At 27.0% G+C, this 22,457-nt stretch carries 9 protein-coding genes and 1 rRNA gene; all 10 read right to left on the bottom strand.

Features of this window, described 5'->3' with window-relative positions:
* Positions 1 to 48 precede the first annotated feature (48 nt).
* On the bottom strand, positions 49 to 3,576 hold the full coding sequence (locus tag IC213_RS18200; RefSeq protein WP_227863366.1) for an AAA family ATPase: 3,528 nt from the start codon (positions 3,574 to 3,576) through the stop codon (positions 49 to 51).
* Complete coding sequence (locus IC213_RS18195; protein ID WP_227434005.1) at positions 3,563 to 4,774, bottom strand: exonuclease SbcCD subunit D; 1,212 nt, start codon at positions 4,772 to 4,774, stop codon at positions 3,563 to 3,565. Before IC213_RS18195 ends, IC213_RS18200 begins: the two co-directional genes overlap by 14 nt.
* Positions 4,775 to 4,820: 46 nt before the next feature.
* Positions 4,821 to 8,648, bottom strand: coding sequence for a helicase-exonuclease AddAB subunit AddA (gene addA, locus IC213_RS18190; RefSeq protein ID WP_227863365.1), 3,828 nt, complete (start codon positions 8,646 to 8,648; stop codon positions 4,821 to 4,823).
* Positions 8,648 to 12,115 (bottom strand): helicase-exonuclease AddAB subunit AddB, encoded by a 3,468-nt coding sequence (gene addB, locus IC213_RS18185; protein WP_227863364.1) that lies wholly within the window; start codon positions 12,113 to 12,115, stop codon positions 8,648 to 8,650. Before addB ends, addA begins: the two co-directional genes overlap by 1 nt.
* Complete coding sequence (locus IC213_RS18180) at positions 12,105 to 12,935, bottom strand: PD-(D/E)XK nuclease family protein (RefSeq protein ID WP_227863363.1); 831 nt, start codon at positions 12,933 to 12,935, stop codon at positions 12,105 to 12,107. Before IC213_RS18180 ends, addB begins: the two co-directional genes overlap by 11 nt.
* A 145-nt stretch (positions 12,936 to 13,080) precedes the next feature.
* Positions 13,081 to 15,300 (bottom strand): ATP-dependent helicase, encoded by a 2,220-nt coding sequence (locus tag IC213_RS18175; protein WP_227831271.1) that lies wholly within the window; start codon positions 15,298 to 15,300, stop codon positions 13,081 to 13,083.
* A complete protein-coding gene (locus IC213_RS18170) occupies positions 15,293 to 17,209 on the bottom strand; it encodes a hypothetical protein (RefSeq protein ID WP_227823611.1) in 1,917 nt (638 codons plus the stop codon). The genes IC213_RS18175 and IC213_RS18170 overlap by 8 nt, the downstream gene beginning before the upstream one ends.
* Positions 17,210 to 17,455: 246 nt before the next feature.
* The gene (locus tag IC213_RS18165) at positions 17,456 to 19,471 is read right to left on the bottom strand and encodes an N-acetylmuramoyl-L-alanine amidase (protein ID WP_227836232.1); all 2,016 of its coding nucleotides are present in this window, start codon (positions 19,469 to 19,471) and stop codon (positions 17,456 to 17,458) included.
* Between the two features lie 581 nt (positions 19,472 to 20,052).
* Positions 20,053 to 22,074, bottom strand: coding sequence for an N-acetylmuramoyl-L-alanine amidase (locus IC213_RS18160; protein WP_227482150.1), 2,022 nt, complete (start codon positions 22,072 to 22,074; stop codon positions 20,053 to 20,055).
* A gap of 267 nt (positions 22,075 to 22,341) precedes the next feature.
* Positions 22,342 to 22,457 (bottom strand): 5S ribosomal RNA (gene rrf / locus IC213_RS18155); the annotation flags it as partial.

Here is a 22,457-nt window from a genome sequence, read left to right as displayed (position 1 = left end):
TATATTTTTTGGAAATGTTAGATAATATATTCAATTAACATATTGTTTCTAACTGTATTCAATTTTTACTTTTGAACCTACACCAGCTTCACTTGATGAAACCAATAACTTAACAGGAACCCTATTTTTAAGTTCTTCGACATGACTTATTATACCCACACTTAGATTATTACTATGCAATCTTTCCAATGATTCTATAACAATCTCCAAAAGTTCACTGTCCAATGAACCAAATCCTTCATCTAAGAAGAAGAATTCAAGCGGTGCACTTCCTTTTAATTGTATTTGAGATGAAAGAGCAAGTGCTAATGATAGTGAAGTTAAAAATGTCTCTCCTCCAGATAGAGTATCAATACTTCTTCTTTCTCCTCCATTAAAATTATCTCTCATTACAAAATTGAGTGTTGAGTCAATTTCAAGTGCATATCTTCCTTTAGTTATTCCTTCTAGTCTTTTTGATGCTTCTAAAGCTATATACTTTAGTTGATTTGTAGAGACATATTCTACAAATTTATTTCCTTGTATACATTTATCTAATTCTTCTAACAAATCTACTTTATGTTCAACCAATCTAAGTTCCTTATTAAAATCATTTATCTTATCTAAAGAATCTTTTAATGTTAGCAACCTATTTTGATTAGCTCCAATGTCTTTGGATATATTTCCTATTTCTACTTTCATATTATAAATATTATCTTTTAATTGTTCAAAGTATTCTTTTTTAATAATTCTTCCATTTAATTTTTCTTTTGATGATTTTATTTTAAATGATAATAACTTTTGTTCTTCTTCATATTCTAATATTTCTTCAATCAATTTTTTTACTTCTTCACTTTCTAATAACGCTCTTTTTACTGCGTATATACTTTCAAACTTATTTTCTGCTAGCAGTTTATTTAATATTATTTTTTGTTCTTTATATTGTTCTTTAGCAGTTTTAAGTCTTCCATCTATATTGTGCTTTTCAGCAAGATTTTTTTCATATTCTGACCTTTGTTCTTCTAGCTTTACTTTACTAGACTCTTCTTGTTCTAGTATCTTGCATATACGTTCTTCAACACTATGTAAAAGATTTTCAGCTAAATCACCTTTTGTTATGTTAATTACTTCTTTATACTTACTGTCTCTATGCACTTTTTTTTCTACATATAACTCTCTAGCTTTTATTAACTCTAATTCTATTTCATGTAACTTACTTTCTTGTTCTCTTATTTTAATATCTAATAAATCTCTGTTTTTTAATAAGTTTGAATATCCAGTATTTAATAATTCTAATTTTTTTTCATTTTCTCTTATTTCTTCTACTTTTGATGATAGATTTGAAACTTTAGTAATTGTTTTTAATCCTAAATACTCTTGTTTTAATTTCTTACATTTATGTTCCAGGTTTTCAATTTCGATATTTAAGTCTTTTATTAATTTCTTATAGTTATTCAGACTTTCATTTATCTTTAATTCTTCTTTTTCAATTCTATTTTTTTCTTCTTTTGCCAATGTTATTTTATTTTCGGTGCTTTCCTTCTCTTTTTCCCACTCTTGAATATTAGACTTAAGTACAGCTAATTTTCTTTGTTCATCATCAAGTCTTTTAAATAATTGACTTGATGGAATTTCCCCAAGCTTTCCTTTTACATCTTCCAATTCTTTAGTTTTCATTTTTTCTACAGACACATAACCACTTACTTTAGAATTTAATTCTTCAATATTGTGTCTTATGCTTACTTTTTCTTTTTCCAATTTATCCAATTTGTCTTTGACAAAAACTATATTTTCATCATAATTAGTTATATTATGATTTTCATGGTGCTTTGAAGCACAAACTGGGCATGGCACATTTTCTTTTAATTCACGTCTAAGTTCAGAAGCCAAATTCAAGTATTTCAGTTCTTCCAACTCTTTCTCAAGGTCTTCTCTATTTTTTCTATTATTCTCAAGCTTTTCATTTACTAGACTTAGCTCTCTCTCAATATTAAATTTCTTTTCTAAAACTACCTTTAATTCATCTTGTATATTATTTTTCTTACTTTCATTTTCTTTGGTATTATTTGCCTTATTTCTTAATTCAGTTACATATTCAGATTTTAAAAGCAAATCTTCACTTTTACCAGGACATTTCTTAAGAAGAACATCTAAATGAAGAGACAAACTTTCTAGGTTATGGTTGATATCATTTTTATCTCTATCAATATATCTAACTTTTAAATTTATATCTTCTGTATCCTTAGATATTTCTCCTAGCTTATTTATTTTTTGAGTTTTCTCTTCTAGTACTTTATTATAATCTTTCTCATATTCATATGCTAAAAATATTTTTTGTTTTAATTCTGCACTTATATTTACTTTATCTATTTTTCCTTCAACTTCTTTTACAGACTTAATAACTGCTTCTTTTCTAGATTCAGAATCTTTTTTTAGTTTTTCTAATTCCATTTTGTTTTTACTTAAATCAAGGCCATTTTCTTTTAATTCTTTTAATTCCTTATCTAGTAAAACTAATTCTTCTTCTAGTTTTATTGCTTGTTGTAACTTTATTTTTTCCTCACTTAACTTAGGAACTTCTTCATTTTTAATTCGACTTATTTTTTCATATCTATGCTTTGTAACTTCAAGTTCTTGATTTAAAATTACTAATTTTTTATCTAAATTATCTACTGTGAAACTGTCCTCTTTTATTCTTTTTTCTAAATTTTGAACTGTGCCTATATATGGGTCCACTCTTCTTGCATTATTATCATTTTCTACAAGATTAGTTTTTTCTTTTATCTCATTGCTTTTTAGATTAAGTTCATTTTTTCTAAGTTCATTTTTCTCTAGTTTCAATTGTTCCTCATATATTACTTTACTCTCTTCATAAGATTTTTGAGCTAAATCTAAAGTTTTATTTTTATCTTTTTCTAGTTTTTTTAACTCTATTAGTTCTTGATTGATATTATTATACACTTCTTCTGTAATTCCATCGTATTGACTTAATTTTGATTTCAAGTCTTTTAACTTTTGCAAATGTAAATTTTTTCTCTTTTTTACCTTATCTCCAAGACTTCTTCCATACTTTTCAAGATTGAAAATTCTCTCTAACATGTCTCTTCTATCTGCACGTGATAATCTCAAAAACTCATTGAATTTGTCTTGTGGTAAAACTACTGACCTCGTAAAATCGTTTGATGTTAGTCCTACAACTTGAGCCACTTTTTCATTTACTTCAACAACTTTATCAGCCAAAACATTTTTTGTATTATCATTTAACACCTCTACTAATCTAGCGCCAGAAGTTTTTGTTCCTGTTTTACTTCTTACAATAGTTCTATCTACAATGTATCTTCTTCTTGTATTTTTGCTTCCTATCTCAAATTCATATGATATAATTGCTTTGTCACATACACTGTTTATATATTCTTTTGTATTTCTAGATATATTTCCATACATAGCAATGGTTATGGCATCTAAAATTGTAGATTTCCCACTTCCAGTAGTCCCAAATATTCCAAACAAACCTCTTTCAATTAGCTTTTCAAAGTCTATAACTTGTTTATCAATATAACTATTAAGTCCAGTCAGTTCTAATCTAATTGGTCTCATCTGTTGATTCACCTTCTTCACTTATTATATCTAGAAATAAATCCATAAGTTCTCCTTTTGGTTCTACTCCTCTACTAAAGGAATAAAATTCTTTGAATAATTCTGCCATAGACTTTTCTTTTATATCTACACTTTCTTGTTCATAACAAGATGTTATTATCGGTTTTATCTCTATTATGTCTTTTAATAATTCTTTCATTTTTTTAATTTCACTTTGAGATATTATCTCATCAGTATTTATTTCAAAGTATGACCAAATATCTCTACCTTGATTTTTCTCACATATATCTAAAGCTTCATCTATACCATTACATTTAAATACTTCTATTGGCTTGTAATTATTAAAATAAATTTCCTCGATATTTGGTTTTTCTCCTGCTTTTATATCCACTATATACGCACCTTTAGTATATGCTCTTTCATCTTTGCTGTATTGAAGCGGAGAACCAGAATAATATGCATTTAAACGTTCAGAAGCTTTTTGTTGTTTGTGCAAATGTCCTAATGCAGTATATTGAGCTTTTTCTGGTAAGTCTTTTTTTTCAACCAGAAAGCTTCCCCCTAGTTGTATTGGTCTCTCTGATTCTGTACTCTCTCCACCTATTACAAATATATGTGATACTGCTATATTTATAGTATCGCTTCTAAAATTTTCTCCTAAACTTCTAAATATATCACCTACTTTTTCAGAGTAAGTCTTTTGCTTTTCCAAATCATCTTCACTTGAAAAAACCTCATTTAATCTTTTTTCACTTGGATAAGGTAATGTAGCAATTACAATACTTTCTCCATTTATATTTAGTGTTGTGCATCCTTGTACAGCCTCTATTATTTCAAACTTTTCATACTTAGCTCTTTCTGTAGAACTTGATGGATAACCAAATATAAGTATACCCTGTTCATGTGCTAAAGGTGTTATTGCAGAAAGTCTCTCTGGATTATCATGATTCCCAGAAATTATTATTACACATCTTTGTCCATTATTAGCAAGTCTTGAAACAGTTCTATAAAACAGTTTTTCTGCTTGAGCTGGTGGATTAGAATTATCATATATATCACCAGCAATTATTACCATATCAACTTCATTTGATTCTACTATTTGTATGAAGTCCTCACAAAATTTTGCCTGCTCTTCAATTCTAGAGTGGCCTTCTAGGTATTTCCCTAAATGCCAATCTGATGTATGAATGAATCTCATTTTTTCCCTCCCCATTTATATTTATGTCTAATTTATATCAAAATAATTAATAACAAACAGCCTCATCAATTCCAAATAAATATATACATTTTTCTTTTACTGATTTTCCAGTTAAAGTTTCAATAACATCTGCATATAAATCTAATTGTCTCTTATATTTCTCTATTATCTGATTTATATTTTCTTCATTTACAAAATCTGTTTTATAATCTACTAAAACTATCTGATTATCTTCTTCAAAATAAGCATCAACTATACCTCTTAACATGACACTTTCTTTGTCATAAATTTTCTTATCATCATTTTTTATCAATTCTTCATAAAGATATATATCTTTCATATTTACTTGTGCATAAATTGACTTTTCTCTATTTATAAGTTCAGCATTTAACATCCTTTTTCCTATATTAGATGTAAAAAATTTATATATTTTATAAGGATTTACTATACTAGCTTGCTTTTCTGTTATTATACCCTTTGAAATAAAACTTTTTATTTGCATCTTTATATCACTTATGTTGTTTACCTTCTTTAAATCTAAAACTTCCATAACTAAGTGAATTATTGTACCTCTTTCTGCTCCATTTATTTTTTCTTTTTCTTCATCATTTTGAATAAATAGAGGTTTTTTTAAGGTTATTTTTTGTTCGAATATAGTATTTATCAACTCTTCTTCATAATTATTTTGTATCTTTTTTATTTCTGTAACTGATATACTAGCAGGTTTTTTTGTACTAAATTCATATGGATATATATAGTCTAACTTTTCTTCTATTTCAGCATAATAATCGCTATCAGGCTCATCTACATCTATTTTTTCAAGAATTTTTTCAATACTTTCTTTTTCTTCATCATTTTTCTTTTGTATTAAAATATCATCCTTATTCCATAACTTTCCATACCATTTTGAATTATGTTCAACATTAAATGGTACATCTAATCCCATATCTTCCAATAAATTAGATAAATCTTTATGTTTTAATACACAAGGCATTATCCAATCTAAGAAATTCTTACTTTTTAGTATTTCATATTGTGATATTGTATCTAAATTTTCAATTCCATTGGACCATTTTTTCATGCTATCTTGTACATTTCTAGTAGAGCCTGTTATAATCAGTTTCTCTTTTGCCCTCGTAAATGCAACATATAAGACTCTCATCTCTTCTGATAAATTTTCTATATTTATTTTGCTTTTTAGTGCTTCTTTAGCTATACTTGGAAAAGAAATTCGTCTCTCATAATCCACAAACTGAGGTCCATATCCTAAGTTATGATGATATAAAATACTCTTTTTAAAATCTTGAGTATTGAAATTTTTTCCCATAGCAGAGCATATAACTATTGGAAATTCTAGACCTTTACTCTTATGGATACTCATTATTCTAACAACATTTGCATTTTCTCCAAGTGTTTTTGCACTCCCCATATCAGAGCTAGATTTTTTTAATTTCTCTATAAAATTTACAAAGTTGAATATTCCCTTAAAGCTAGTCTCTTCAAATTGTTTTGCTCTCTCAAAAAGTACTTTCAAGTTGGCTTGTCTTTGACTTCCACCTGGTAATGCTCCAACATAAGCATAGTATCCAGTTTTTGTATATAAATACCATATAAATTCATCTGTACTCATGTACATTGATTTTTCTTTGAATTCTTTTAGTTTAATCAGAAAGTCTTTGCTTTTATTTATACATTCTTCACTTGGTACAAAATCCGACTTATTTTCATTCTGTGATTCTGTAAATTCATCATACTCTGATGTACTTTCTAAAACTTCATAAAAAGTTTTATCTTTATTTTGAATTCTAATATCAATTAAATCTTCTGGTGTAAATCCAAATATAGGTGACTTTAACACAGCTATAAGTGGTATATCTTGCATTGGATTATCTATTATCTGAAGTAATGATAGTATTGTTTTTATTTCAATTGTATCAAAATATCCAACTCCAACATCAGCATAAGTAGGTATATCCATATTCATCAACTCATCTGCAAACACAGGTGCCCATGCAGATGTAGCTCTTAAAAGAATCACTATATCCTTAAATTCCACAGGTCTATAGGCATCAATTCCTTTATCATAGACTTTTTGAATCTTTCCATCTTCATTGGCTCTCATTAAATCCTTAATAATCTTTCCAACCATTCTAGCTTCAAGTTGTATATTGTCTAGTTCTTCATCTTCTTCTACTTCATTTTCTTCATTATTAACATTATTATCTTTATTATTTATAATATCATTACTAGGTTTAGTATTTTTTTGTATAAGGTGTATTTCTGTTGCTCCGCCAACAATAGAGTTCTCATCTAAATCTGATTTAAAATCTGCACCCAAATTAAGTCTTTCTTTTTCTGTATATTCAATCTCTCCTATATTCTCATTCATTATATTTTCAAATATATAATTTACAGAGTCTACAACTTCTTCTCTACTTCTAAAGTTTTTATAAAGCATTATTTTTCTGTGAGAACTTCCTTTTTCATCTTTATAGCTATTGTACTTTTGTAAAAACAACTCTGGTTTTGCTTGTCTAAATCTATAGATACTCTGCTTTACGTCACCAACCATAAATCTATTTGGAGTATCTATGTTTGCTACAGTTTTGAGCAGTACTTCTTGTACAAGATTGCTATCTTGATATTCATCTATAAATATTTCATAGAAATTATCTCTATACCCCATAGCTATATCAGAAGGTACGATATTTCCGTTCTCATCTATATTCGTAAGTATATTTAAGGCAAAATGCTCTATATCATTAAAATCTATTATTCCTTTTTCACTTTTTTTATTGCTGTATTCTTCTTCAAATCTTAGAACAATATTGGATATTGGTTTAACTATATTATAAAGATATTTAATTTCGTCTTTAATAGATTCGCTATCTTTATTAAATGTAGCATTTATTATACTTTCTAAAGATTTTTTAATTTTATCTCTTATTACTTTTGCTTTTTCTTTTGATTCTTTTATATATGAAGGAGCATCTTTTGGTATCCTTTTTATACCTTTTACATAGTTTTCAAAAGACATACTTGACATCTTCTTATGTGCCTCATTCCATGATTTATTACATGCTTCTGAAATATCGACCACTCTCTTATACTCAATCGAAAGCTTCTCTGTAAAAGTTTCTAGCTCTTCTATTGACTTAACTTCTTTTAAGGCCTTTTCCATATTTGAGCAAATTCCATCAATTTCTATTTTTACAGTGTCTAATATAGCTCTAGCCCAAATAGATTCTGAAAAATCAAAGTCCTCATCAATGTTAAATCTCTCTGCTGAATCAACAAGCCATTTTTTAGGCTCAGGAGAAGCCATTGCAAATGAATATATTCCTAAAATAATATCCTGAACCTCTTTATCTCCGCCTCTTTCTGCATAACTTTCAACTAAATTTAAAAAACCCTCTTCTCTTTCTTCATATAATTTTTCAAATACTTCTTCTATTGCCTCTTGTTTCAAAATAGCGCATTCAGTTTGGTCTCCTATTCTAAAATTAGGGTCTAGGTTTATTCTATGGAAGTTTGATTTTATAACATCTAAACAAAATGAGTGTATTGTTGTAATACTTGACTTATTTAATAAGACAAGTTGATTTTGTAAATGTTTATTTTCTGGATTTTCATCTAATGCTTTTCCTATAGCATCACCTATTCTCTCTCTCATTTCTGATGCAGCCGCATTAGTAAATGTAACTACTAATAATTTATCTATATCAATTGGATTTTCTCTACTTGTTATCATTTGAATTATACGTTCAACCAGTACTGCTGTTTTTCCCGACCCAGCAGCAGCTGCAACAAGTAAGTTACAGTCTCTACTTTCTATAACTTCTGTTTGCTCTTTTGTCCATTTAGGAGAACTCATCAATCAACATCTCCTTCCATCATTTTTATTATCTCTTCATTGCTCTTATTATTTAAAATTTTATATTTATTATCTTTCATAGTTGAATCAAATTGACATATAGCTGAATAATCACAAAAATCACATGATGTTCCCTCTTTATGTTTATATGGAGATATCTTTATTTCACCACTCAACATTTCTTCACATAAATCCTTTATCGCATGTTTTACATATTTTCTAAGTAACCTAAAATCTTCATAACTTACTGTAGATGTGCTTTTACCTACATTTCCATCCTTTGTAAGACCTACTGGTATTACTAATGAATTTTTTCTTTTTCCATCTATCAATGACTTATCCATCTCTTTTATTATATGAGAATCTTTTACCACAAGCCCTTTCATTCTAAGCTCTTTTAATATTGCTTCTTGAATTTCAGCGTCATCTTTATCTTCATTAAACTTTGCTATTGGGTTATTTATTCTACAATATAATATTGCTGCTGGATTTAAATTTATATCTTCTTCTTTTACACTTTCAAGGATTGCATCAAGATATACAAGTAATTGTAATTGTAGACCATAGTATATCTCTGTTAAACTTATAGCTTTATTACCTGATTTATAATCTACTATTCTTATATATTTGTTTTCACCTTCTTCAAACTCATCTACTCTATCTATTTGACCGATTAAATTTACTTCTTCTCCATTATTCAAAACTATTTTTATAGGAGGGTATTTACCGTCTTTACCAAATTTAACTTCATAATCTACAGGTTCAAATGAACCTTGTTTTATCTGTTGGCTAATTATATTTATAGCTGTTGTAAGCATATTCTTCAATCTATACGCAAGATATTTATATCTTTCAGAACTATTTAATATATATCCTGGTATCTTTGAGATTATTTCATCAACTATAATACCTACCTTTAATTCTATATATTCTTCATCAATATCTTTCCACAATAAATTATCTTGTGATAGTTCTTTTGAAAATCTATCTAAAATATTATGAACAAAGGTTCCTAAATCTGGTGGTGTAAATGAATACTCTTTACGCTTTCTGGCTTTAAGGCCATATTGTATAAAATAAGCAAATGGACACTCTGCATATTTTTCAAGCCTAGACACACTAAGAGAATTACTTTTATATAATGACCTTATTTTTTTCTCTTCAATCCTATGAACTTGATTGGTATAACTAAGACCTTTTATAACTTTTTTTGTTATAGAACTATATAGTTCATCCTTTAGATAGTATCTATATATATCTAACCAGATACTATTCATTTCTTCTTTGCTATACTCATCACTATCGTAGTTTTTTATTACACTTATAAGCTTGTTAAATGTAGGTGATTTTACAGTTATTTTTTTAAGTATATCTTCATTAGTTCTTTTATCTTCTTCTATCAAATAACTTTTATTTTCTACATTTGGGAATATTTTCTTCAATCTTGATATAATTATTGAAGGTCTAAGTGTCTTACCCTCATGGTCAGATATAGGATATGTTATAATTAGATTTTCAGATGTTGAAGTAAGGGCTTTATATACTAAAAATTGTTCTTCAAAACTTCTAGTTTTACTATCTATGTCAACTTCAATACCTTTATTTCCAAGACTCTCCCTATCATTATCACTTAATATTCCACTATCTTTTGTAATTAAAGGAAATACACCATCTGTAGTTCCTATTAAGTATAAGTATTTTGTATTTGGATTTTTCATTCTGTCCACACTACTTACAAGTACTTGGTCTATACTAGGAGGAACTAGCCCTAACTCATACTCATCAAAACCAAGAGTTATTAATTTTATAAATTTTTCTAAGGATATTATTTCTTCACCCATAAGTTCCACCATTTGGTCTAAAACATCTACTACTATATCCCAAACTTGTGAATACTGATTAGCAACATCGAGTTCTCCTTTATCCTTAAAATTTACTATTAAACTCTCTATAGTTTCTGGCATATTTATATCTAGTAAAAACTCATATATATACTTGCAAATTTCTTTTACTCTGTTTTTTCCCTTTAATTTTTCTTGTAAATTTATTATTGGCTCTAATACTCTATTTTTTATTTTATTTATTTTATCTTTTAATTCTACCTCAAATTCACTTTCTTCATTAATAAGACTTTGTGTTATTCTATAATCCCACTTTTCATCAAACCATTTCTTACCTTTAATCCCATTGGCTAGTACATAATTTTCTAGTAAATTTATATCATCATTATCAATTCCTATAAGACCACTCTTTAAATACCTAAACATAGTTTCATATCCATATCGTCTGTTTTTCATTTCTAGAGCCGAAATAATTAATATAACTATTGGATTACTTTTTGCTTCTCTCTTTTTATCTATAAAGTTAGGTATGTTATACTCATTAAATATAGAATGTACCAAAAAATCATATCTATTTAAGTCTCTTGTAGCAAGAGTTATATCTCTATATCTAACATTTTTGTCTCTAACCAAATGTACAATTTCTTTAGCTATTTCTTCTACCTCTGAATATAGATTATTAAATTCTTTTATTTTTATATTTTTAGTTGGATTTATATATGTTTTATATGGATAAGCATTATAAAACTTTTCTAAATGTTGTAACTCTTGAATTCCTTCAAATCTTTTTATAGTGCCTGTATTTAAATTTACTTGTGGTAATATTTTTACTCCTTCTTCATTACATAATTGAGTTAATTTTGAATAAGTAAACTTAGTTCTAGAAAATACATCTGCTTTGCTATATCCAATATAATTAACATTATCTACAGTCAAAGATATATTAACATCTTTAGCTTTATTTAATATACTTTTTATAACATTGTATTGATTTGGTGTAAAACCTGTAAACTCATCTATATAAACATAAGCTCCTTCTAAATAGTTACTCAATTCTATTTTGCCTGATAATGAAGTCAACATATCTTGAGCATCTATATAATTTTCATGTAATTTTCCTTCAAAAGAATTATATATCTTACTTATATCTTTTAACTTTAAACTTAATGTCTCATTTTCTAATTCTCCAGATATATTTTCTAACATTTCAGGACTTATATTGTACTGTTTCATTTCTGATATCATATCTGTAATTGAACTTACAAAACCAGATTGCGACTTTGATTTTGAAAATACATTTAACTCTTCACTTACATCTTCTATCGCTCGATACACCATCATTGCTTTTCCACTAGAATTTATATTTACATCTGTTAATCCTCCTGTTTGAGAAAAAACTATGTTACTCAGTGTTTTAAAACTAAGCACTCTAACTCTTAAGTACTTGTCCTTTTCTCTTCCTAAAAATAGTTTGCTTACTCTATTTTCAGCTTCAAATGTATACTGTTCTGGAACTAAAAGTATAACAGATGTCATTTCATTTTTTTGAGATTCTTTTTTAATTTCATCTAATATATATGTAGATTTTCCACTTCCACATCTACCTAATATAAACCTAAGTCCCATAAATTTCCGCCTCCAAAATACTATAATCTATTTCTTTGTCATTGCATAATTTATTAAACTCACAATACTTACAATGACTTTTATTTCTATAGCACATACGTTCTTCTTTATTATATACCTTTTCTATATCATTGTATAGATTGTATTCGTATGTATGTTCTTCATAATTAGTACTTTTTATCATGTTTATATAGTTTTGAATCTTATTTCTATTTGCTTCATGTTTTTCTTCATCATATGAGATATTAATTGGCAAATCATCAAATTCAGGTTGGTAATATTTCATACTTATATCTTTAACATTTACTTCTATTTTTAAAACTTTTGGTATAACTTCTTTTGCCAAAAACATATAAACTATTGTTTGAATCCTACTTTCCACATTTTTATAGTTAATCTTTTTAGACTCAGTTTTCCAGTCCCATATCTCTATATTGCCTTTTCCAACTACAATTAAATCATACTTTGCTTGTAATATGTCCCCATTTAAATTCATCCTTACTTCATATTCTGGTAAATACATTTTTTCTTTTTCGATAGGAACAATTTTTTTTATATTCTCAATCCATTTTGAAAATCTTTTACTATTTTTATCATCTTCATTAAAATAGATTCCAAGTGGTATATTACTAAAGTATCTTTCACAAATTAAATGAAAGTCTCTTCCAGTTTTTAAACTATCATAATATTCTCTACTACCTATATCATCATTTTTCCAATTTATTTTATCAATATACTTATATTTAAATTTTAGTGGGCACGATTTATATGTGTTAATTGAATTTTGACTATAAGAAAAATATTTTAATTTATCATTCAATCATATCACTTCTCTCTTAACTTTATTTTTTAATAACTATTTATTATATATTAATTTGGCATTCTTTTAACAGTATATAAGCTAAACTCATCATATATTAACTTATATTTCTTTCAATAATATATCAACTTAACTCATCTATATGTTAATTTGACCTTTTCTCAATAATATATTGATTCAACCTTCTTAAATAAACACAAGGATTCTGTTCTTTTCTTTTATTACCTATATCATTTTCATCTCTATAAGCACTCCCTGAAAGTACTAACATCTCCTTTGCCCTAGTGATTCCTACATATAAAAGTCTAATCTTCTCATTTATAGAATCAATTTTAGTTTGATAAGCGTAATCAGTTGAAATACTACCTTTTAATATAGCTTCAATTTCTGACTTAATAATAGCCATTGGATTTTTGTATTTTTCTTTTAAGTACCATTTATCACTCTGAAATTTCTGAGTAATATTGTCAGGGAAATTATATTCAACAAGACCTAATAAAAACACACAATCCCATTCCATCCCCTTTGATTTATGATAATTACATAGTGTTATGCTACCAGGTTCTGGCTCATATCCATTTATCTCATAAACTACATCTATTATGTGATTAAACACCTTATTTTTAACATCAAATAGAACATTGTAAACATCTTCTAAGTCCATATATATATTTTCCGAAACTAAATACTTTATATAAAAAGATATATAATCTAATACTGCTTTATCCTCTTTTTCTAAGTTGAGCTTTTTACCAATGAACAGTATCAGCAGGTCTAACCTTATTATTGGGTATTCTAATATCTGTTTTATAATATCTATACCATATTTAAAACTTGTATATATATCGCTTTCTTCATTAATTTCTAGTGATTCAAATTTATCTTTATTAAATTTCAAATCATATATAATTTCTTCTGTTGTATATTTTTTTAATCTGTCTAAAAAATTCTTTTCTTCTATCTCATTGTCTGTATTTATAAAAACCTTATCAAGTACGATTATTAACTTTTCTATATCATCGCAGTTTAGCATAAAATCTATAATAGAAGCTATGCTATTTATAACCTTTCTTTTACTTAAAGAATTTGGACCCAATTCTTCAAAGGTTAGACTATACTCTCTAAGTTCCTTAGCAACTTGTGTAACTTGTTCATTAAATGGAACTAGTATTCCTATACTCTTATCTGGATATTTCTTTTTTATACCTTTAACATATTTAGCAGTTTGTTCTATTTCATTTTTCCAACTATTATACCATTTTACATTTATATTATAATGCTCTGGCTTAGGGTTTTCTTTATATCCAACTCCAGTTGGAACAGTTTTTATTTGCATATCCTCAAGAGCATATCTGCATTCCTCTTGTTTAAATTCTTTTGTGACATATTCTACAAGTGAATTTGCTAAATCTAGTATATCTTTTGAACTTCTATTTGACATATCCATCCTATAACAACACTTTGCATTTTTTATAAATTCTTTAAAAAACCTAGGGTCTGATGATGAAAATGTACCTGTTATACTCTGATTTATATCTCCCACTCTAACTAAATTATTATTTTCACTTGATATAATTTTTATTATATTCCCTTGTATTTCATTTGAATCTTGACATTCATCTTCAAAAATATATTTATATCTAGTTTGGAATTTTTTTCTAAGTCCTTCATCTAAGCATAAGGTTTTTTCTGCTAGAATTAATATATCATCATAATCTAGTAAGCCATTTTGCTTTAATTTTCTATCATACAATTTGTATATTGGCAAAATCACTTTAAGCATGCCTTTGTGCCCTCTTGATAGTATCTCTTCAAGCTTATCTGGAGAAATTCCCTTGTATTTAAGTTCACTTATAGCATTTCCTACAAATTCAAAAAAACCTCTCTCCCAAGCTTCAAGAGTTATCTCTTTCCATCTCTCATCTTTTTGCTCCTTTAGAAACCATCTAAATGCTCTTTCTCCTCCATCAAATCTAAATTTATTTATACATTCATTTAATATAATACTTTTTTGTAAATCATCAGCTATATTAAAATCTTCACTTAGCATTACTATTTCGGGTTTTTCCTTTATTATTTTTACAGCTAGACTATGTATAGTCATTACTTCATATGAGTTAATATCGTCTATTTTGTTTTCTTCAAGTATTTTTTTTATTCTACCTTTAAAATTATTTACAGCACTATTCATATATGTAAGAACTAATATTTTACCACCTTTATGTTTCTGTTCAAGGAGTAGTTTAGCTACTAAATTGGTTATTATAAATGTCTTGCCAGCCCCAGGAACTGCTGGAACTGCCATAGTTCCATCCTCATAATTTATTATTGGTATTTGGTCTTCTCTATAGTTTATATTAATCATAAATTTTATCTCCTTTATGTGAGAGTTTCAAAAGTATACTATATAGCATACTTTCTTGAATATAACCATTAATTGTGTATTCACTCTTATATGCATAAACTTTCTTTGCACTCAACAATAAATTATATATTGTATTATATAGATAATATTTCTTGTAGTACTCTTCCATTTCATTTGTATAAATTTTTTTCTCTTCAAAAGATTTTCTAAGTACAATTAAATTACTTATATCTTTTTCTATTTTCATATTCCAAGAATTACTTCCTATATCTACCAATATCTGGACACTTCTATCTATATTTGATGATATATATGAATAAGGAGTTGTTATTACTATTTTATCTTTGCTTTTTAACTCTTCTATATCAATAACAGAATAATAATCATTTATTGTCGTCTTTAAAGCTTCTATAAAAATCTTTTCTTCTTTCAATCCAAGTAGGTTTGCACTTTCACTAAATGATTCACTTTCAGTTATTATCTGTTTACATAGACCAACATTCTTTTTACCATCTTTTAAATTTAACATTTTATCTATATAAAATTGAATTAAAAATTCATGTATTTTTATATCACTTTTCTTTTTTTCTTCAATATACTGTAAAATATCACGATATTGATTATATCCTCCTATTTTATCAACTTCTAAATACCTTGTTTCTTTAAAAATCTTAAATGCTTTTATTCTGTTTATGTCTAAAAGAGTCTCTAAAAAACTTATATATTCTTCATCTTTTATAAAGTCTAAATATCCATAAAATATGCAAGTTGCAACCACTAAAGCATTTCCATATGGGTAATCTATAGCTTTTTTATCTTTTTTAGTGTTAAAAACATCTATATTTTTTTCTTTCAAAGAATCTCTAATTTGATACTCCAATATTGTATTGTTTATAGGTGATATAATTGCTATATCTTTTGGAGATACTCCACTTTCTATAAGTGTTACAACCTTTTCGCTCACTAAATCTAACATTTCATTATATAGTTGACTTGATTGATTTAATTCTATACTTGAGGGTAATAAATATAAATCTTCTATTTTTATATTACTTTTTTCAAAGTTAATTTCTTCTTTAAATTTAATTTTAGATATTATCTTTTCATTTATATAACCCATGTCAATATTATTAAATACAGAATAATCTTTACTAAAATCAAAGAATATATAGCTTTCTAATGCATTGCTTGACACCTTTTCAATAAAATCTACTTCTGCATTACTTGAATTTTCAAGACTATCAACTACTATATATCTCAATTCTTTAAGTAAATTTTTTAAATAAAACTCATCATTAAGAAGGTAATTATTATATAGATATACACTCAGTGCATTATCTAACATTGAATTTGAAAGCAGTGTATTTATATAATATGATATAATTTCATCCATCTGAGTATATGAAAATCTATATATACTATTTCTATTTTTCTTTGATGAATATATTTTTTCTCCAATAAAATCAAAGTCAATTAAATTAAATGCGGACTTACTTATATTTGTAATTATACTTTTTGCGATTGATCTATTCGTTCCTGTGATATCTTCGAAATATCCTTCTTTCACTCTTTTTTCCTTAACTTTTTTAATTATTAAATATTCACTTAAACTATTTGATATAAATGTTGGAGATATAGATTTTTTATTTATTCCTTCACATTTCTCTATTATAAGTGCCCAATATTTTAATAATTCTTTTTTTACAAATCCTATATATGTTGTTATTTTTAATTCTTCACTATAATCTAATTCTAATGACCTCTCATATCTTATTCTAGTATTGTTATTTGGTACTAATAAAATAATACTTCTTGAGTTATTTTCAGTTCTATTCAATAATTCCTTATATTTACCTAAGGATTCATTTTCATCTTTTTTTAGACTGCTTTTTTTTAATAAATATTCCACATAATCACCTTCCTTAATTAAATTAAGTGTATATTATCTAATTATATCATATTGTGCATTTTTCAAAATACAATCAAATTATTGCATTTAACTACAAAAAAGACCATATATACACTGTTATGCATTTGTATATGCAACAATGTATATATAGTCTTTATATATTTACACACCCATACTTCAAATTATAGCTTTAATATAAACTCACAATCATAAATTTATATTAAACTTTAATCACTCTATTTTTAATTACTTTAATGATTCTTCTATTCCTTTAGCTATTTGTGTGCCCATTTCTTTTACTTTTGCAGGTGAATTTATTAACTTCATATCACTCTCATTATCCAAAAACGCACATTCTACAAGTACAGCTGGCATGTCATTGGTTCTTAAAACGTATAAATAATCTTTTGTAGGGTCACTAGTAAGTACTCTTGTTTTTATACCTCTATTTGTAAGTTTAAATTTCTCTAAAATTCGATTTAATATGTTTGTAGCCACAGTCTTAGAAGTTCCTCCATTTTTATCTTTAAGCTTGTAAAACACTTCTACTCCATGACCTTTTCTATTATTATCACCATTGTAATGTATACTTGTAAATAAGTCTGGTTTAAGTGAGTTAGATAAAGCAGTTCTACTTCCAAGTGATAAAGTCTTATCTGTATCTCTAGTCATAATTACATTTATTCCTTTTGAACGTAAATATTCAGTAGTTGCAAGTGAAGTATTTAAATTGTAATCTTTTTCAATCATTCCTCCAAATGAATTTCCAGGTGCTGAACCACCATGTCCTGGGTCAATCATAACTGTCTTTGCTCCATTACTAGCTCCTGGGTCTGTCGGTGTTGTATTATGCTTAGATAATGATGATGCTATAGAATTCATTACCTTAGAAGTTAATCCGCCTCCTATCTTATACACTTTATTAGCAGATTTAGCTTCTAAATTATCCTTATGATATGCAGATACATATGTTTTTGGTGTTATAAGTATTGGAGATTTTAAACTAGCAGCCAATGGTCCTGCTGCTAAAGCATCAACAAGTACATCTGACTTAGCTACTAGAACAGCTTCTAATTCATCCTCTGTATAGAATGTTTTTATTACATTTGCATTTGTTTCATGTCTATCTGCTCCATATACTCTATTTTTAGTAACACTATCTTTAGTTATATCATTTATTTTATTGATAACATTTGTTGATAACATTTGAGGACCACCTATAAAGTAAGCATTTTGTAAATCCTCACTTTGTAACCACTTATATGTATCGTTTGTAAGACTGTCTTTATCACTTAATATAATTGGTTGCTTATCTTGACCTGCTTTTGCTGCAATAGTAAGTGCATCTACTTCTCCACCATTTGCATTTGTTATATATACTTTATCTACATCATGATTTTTATCTATTTCTTTTGCTATCAATAAAGATGTCTCATATCTATTAGAACCATTTAAACGTGTTTGACTAGCACTTACAGTTGATTTTATTTGATTAGCAGTAGTTTTAGAAATAGAATTCTCATCTCCAATTATAATTATATCTTTAGGATTTAGACGCTTTAATTCTGCTTTTACACTATCAGACACATTATTTTTTTCAACCAAAAGTATTGGTGCATTATATGTAGTTGCTAGTGGAGTTGATATAATACCGTCGATGCTTACATCTCCATTTATTATAACTACTTTATCTGAACCATTTTTCCATCCCTCTTTACTTATTTTAACAGCTGTTTCATATCTATCACTTCCTGTAAGTTCTGTGATAGGTGCAGAAGTCTTTCTCAAATATTTATTTACATCTTTTCTTGAAGTTATATCTTCAATTATACATTCCTGTGTTACATTGTAGTCTTTTAGATTTAATCCCATAGCTTCTAATTCTTGTCTGTCTAAAGTCTTAGGATTAGTTGCGCTATTTATTGTTATCCCTTGTAACTCCCAAACATTTAGATACTCTGGGTCTTTATTATAATTTATAGTTCCTTCATATACCCCAGTTGATTGATTGTAGTTCAGAGTTGTATCTAGTGGCATATCATAACATTTATATTTTAATGTAATGCTATCAGCATCTGGTTTTTCTTTAAATTTTATACTTACTTTTGATGTACTTCCTAAAACTATACTTTTTTTCTCCAAATTTATGTTTAAGTTAGCATTATTTTCCATAGCATTAGACTCAGTAGCAAATGCCATTGTAGGTGCAACAATTGCCATTGAAAGAACTCCTGTTGTTATTAATCTCGTATTTTTTTTCATATTAATCTCCTTACTTAACATAGATTTTCACCTTGCTTTTTTTATCTTTTAATTTTTTAAAACACAGCAAAGTGTGCTTATCTAAATTTGCAAAAATTTATTAAAAATTAAATTACAAAAAATAAACAATTACAAAAAATAAACATAATTAAATATATTTGCTCATTTCCACTATATCATTTATTACTAAAAAAATCTATAAATGACAAATAAAAACATATAATGATTATATTTTGTAGAGTTTTATATCAAATTTTTATAAGTCAATAAAATTAATTTTTCAAAGTTGCATTCTAAATGTTACATATATATTTTAATAAATAAACATCATATAAATATTATTCAAGTCCTCGACCTATTAATACCTAGAAGTTAAATACATCTCTATAATTACACCTGAGACTTAGCAACCAAAACTTCAACACAAAAAGACTATGTATACACTATTTGCACTTATATCTGCAACAACTTATACATAGTCTTTATTACTAACAGAATTATATTTTTATTTTATGGATTTAAACTAAATCTAAAGTCATAAATTAATTTATGCTGAGTTTTTTAAGTATTTTCATTATGTACTATTTTAATGACTCTTCTATACCTTTACCTATTTGTGTACCCATGTCCTTTACTTTTGATGATGAATTCAATAAACTCATATCCTTCTCATTATCTAAAAATGCACATTCTACAAGTACAGCTGGCATATCATTAGTTCTTAAAACATACAAGTAATCCTTTGTAGGGTCAGTTGATAGTGTTCTTGTTTTTATACCTCTATTTTTAAGATTAAACTTCTCTAAAATTCTATTTAATATGTTTGTAGCTACAGTTTTAGTAGTTCCACCATTTTTGTCTGCAAGTTTATAAAATACTTCTACTCCATTTCCAGTTGTATCAGATGCATTATAGTGTATACTTGTAAATAAATCTGGTCTTAAAGAGTTAGATAGGGCAGTTCTATTTCCAAGTGATAAAGTCTTATCTGTATCTCTTGTCATAATTACATTTATTCCTTTTGAACGTAAATACTCAGTTGTTGCAAGTGAAGTATTTAAAGTATAATCTTTTTCTCTAATTCCACCTAATGGTTTACCTGTTGTTCCAGTATCCGAGCCACCATGACCTGGGTCAATCATAACTGTTTTTGCTCCATTACTAGTTCCTGGGTCTGTTGGTGTTGTATTATGCTTAGATAATGATGATGCTATAGAATTCATTACCTTAGAAGTTAATCCGCCTCCTATCTTATACACTTTATTAGCAGATTTAGCTTCTAAATTATCCTTATGATATGCAGATACATATGTTTTTGGTGTTATAAGTATTGGAGATTTTAAACTAGCAGCCAATGGCCCTGCTGCTAAAGCATCAACAAGTACATCTGACTTAGCAACTAGAACAGCTTCTAATTCATCCTCTGTATAGAATGTTTTTATTACATTTGCATTTGTTTCATGTCTATCTGCTCCATATACTCTATTTTTAGTAACACTATCTTTAGTTATATCATTTATTTTATTGATAACATTTGTTGATAACATTTGAGGACCACCTATAAAGTAAGCACTTTGTAAATCCTCACTTTGTAGCCACTTATATGTATCATTTGTAAGACTGTCTTTATCACTTAATATAATTGGTTGCTTATCTTGACCTGCTTTTGCTGCAATAGTAAGTGCATCTACTTCTCCACCATTTGCATTTGTTATATATACTTTATCTACATCATGATTTTTATCTATTTCTTTTGCTATCAATAAAGATGTCTCATATCTATTAGAACCATTCAAACGTGTTTGACTAGCACTTACAGTTGATTTTATTTGATTAGCAGTAGTTTTAGAAATAGAATTATCATCTCCAATTATAATTATATCTTTAGGATTTAGACGCTTTAATTCTGCTTTTACACTGGCTGGTACACTGTTTTTTTCAACTAAAAGTATTGGTGCATTATATGTAGTAGCTAATGGAGTTGATATAATACCGTCGATGCTTACATCTCCACTTATTATAATTACTTTATCTGAACCATTTTTCCAGCCTTCTTTACTTATCTTAACTGCTGTTTCATATCTATCACTTCCTGTAAGTTCTGTTATAGGAGCAGAAGTTTTTCTCATATATTTACTTACATCTTTTCTTGAAGTTATGTCTTCAATTATACATTCCTGTGTTACATCATAATCTTTTAAATTTAATCCCATAGCTTCTAATTCTTGTTTATCTAAAGTCTTAGGATTAGTTGTGCTATTTATTGTTATACCCTGTAATTCCCATACATTTAAATATTCTGGGTCTTTATTGTAGTTGATTGTTCCTTCATATAATCCAGTTGATTGATTGTAGTTCAGAGTTGTATCTAGTGGCATGTCATAACATTTATATTTTAAAGTAATGCTATCAGCATCTGGCTTTTCTTTAAACTTCACACTTACTTTTGATGTACTTCCTAAAACTATACTTTTTTTCTCCAAATTTATATTTAAGTTAGCATTATTTTCCATAGCATTAGACTCAGTAGCAAATGCCATTGTAGGTGCAACAATTGCCATTGAAAGAATTCCTGTTGTTATCAATCTTGCATTTTTTTTCATATTAATCTCCTTATTTAACACAAATTTCTATTTTATTTATTTTTTATCCTACTTACTGTTAAAATTACTTTTAAAACATATGTCAAAGTGTATCTCCCAAAAATTTTAAAGAAAGTTATAAAAATAAACTTACAAAAAAACAAAAAAAATTAAATATTTAAATATTTAATTATATTCACTATATCATTTATTGCCAAAAAAATCTATAAAAGACAAATAAAAACATATAATAATTAGATTTTTATAAAATTTTATGCAAAAAAAATTACGTGGCTACGTCCTACTCTCCCAGGCAGTTTCCCACCAAGTACCATCAGCGCTAGAGAGCTTAACTTCTGTGTTCGGAATGGGAACAGGTGTATCCTCTCTGCTATTGTAACCAC

The organism is Clostridioides sp. ES-S-0049-02 (assembly GCF_020658465.1).
In the GTDB taxonomy this organism is placed as follows: Bacteria; Bacillota; Clostridia; order Peptostreptococcales; family Peptostreptococcaceae; genus Clostridioides.
The sequence above is the reverse complement of the archived record's forward strand: the minus strand, read 5'-3'. Positions and strand labels throughout refer to the sequence as shown.

What these genes read in the sequence shown, in the direction of transcription:
- addA (WP_227863365.1), bottom strand. Translation starts at nt 8,648, where the DNA reads ATGAGTTCTCCTAAATGGACAAAAGAGCAAACAGAAGTTATAGAAAGT.
- IC213_RS18200 (WP_227863366.1), bottom strand. Translation starts at nt 3,576, where the DNA reads ATGAGACCAATTAGATTAGAACTGACTGGACTTAATAGTTATATTGAT.
- IC213_RS18175 (WP_227831271.1), bottom strand. Translation starts at nt 15,300, where the DNA reads ATGATTAATATAAACTATAGAGAAGACCAAATACCAATAATAAATTAT.
- IC213_RS18195 (WP_227434005.1), bottom strand. Translation starts at nt 4,774, where the DNA reads ATGAGATTCATTCATACATCAGATTGGCATTTAGGGAAATACCTAGAA.
- addB (WP_227863364.1), bottom strand. Translation starts at nt 12,115, where the DNA reads ATGGGACTTAGGTTTATATTAGGTAGATGTGGAAGTGGAAAATCTACA.
- IC213_RS18160 (WP_227482150.1), bottom strand. Translation starts at nt 22,074, where the DNA reads ATGAAAAAAAATGCAAGATTGATAACAACAGGAATTCTTTCAATGGCA.
- IC213_RS18165 (WP_227836232.1), bottom strand. Translation starts at nt 19,471, where the DNA reads ATGAAAAAAAATACGAGATTAATAACAACAGGAGTTCTTTCAATGGCA.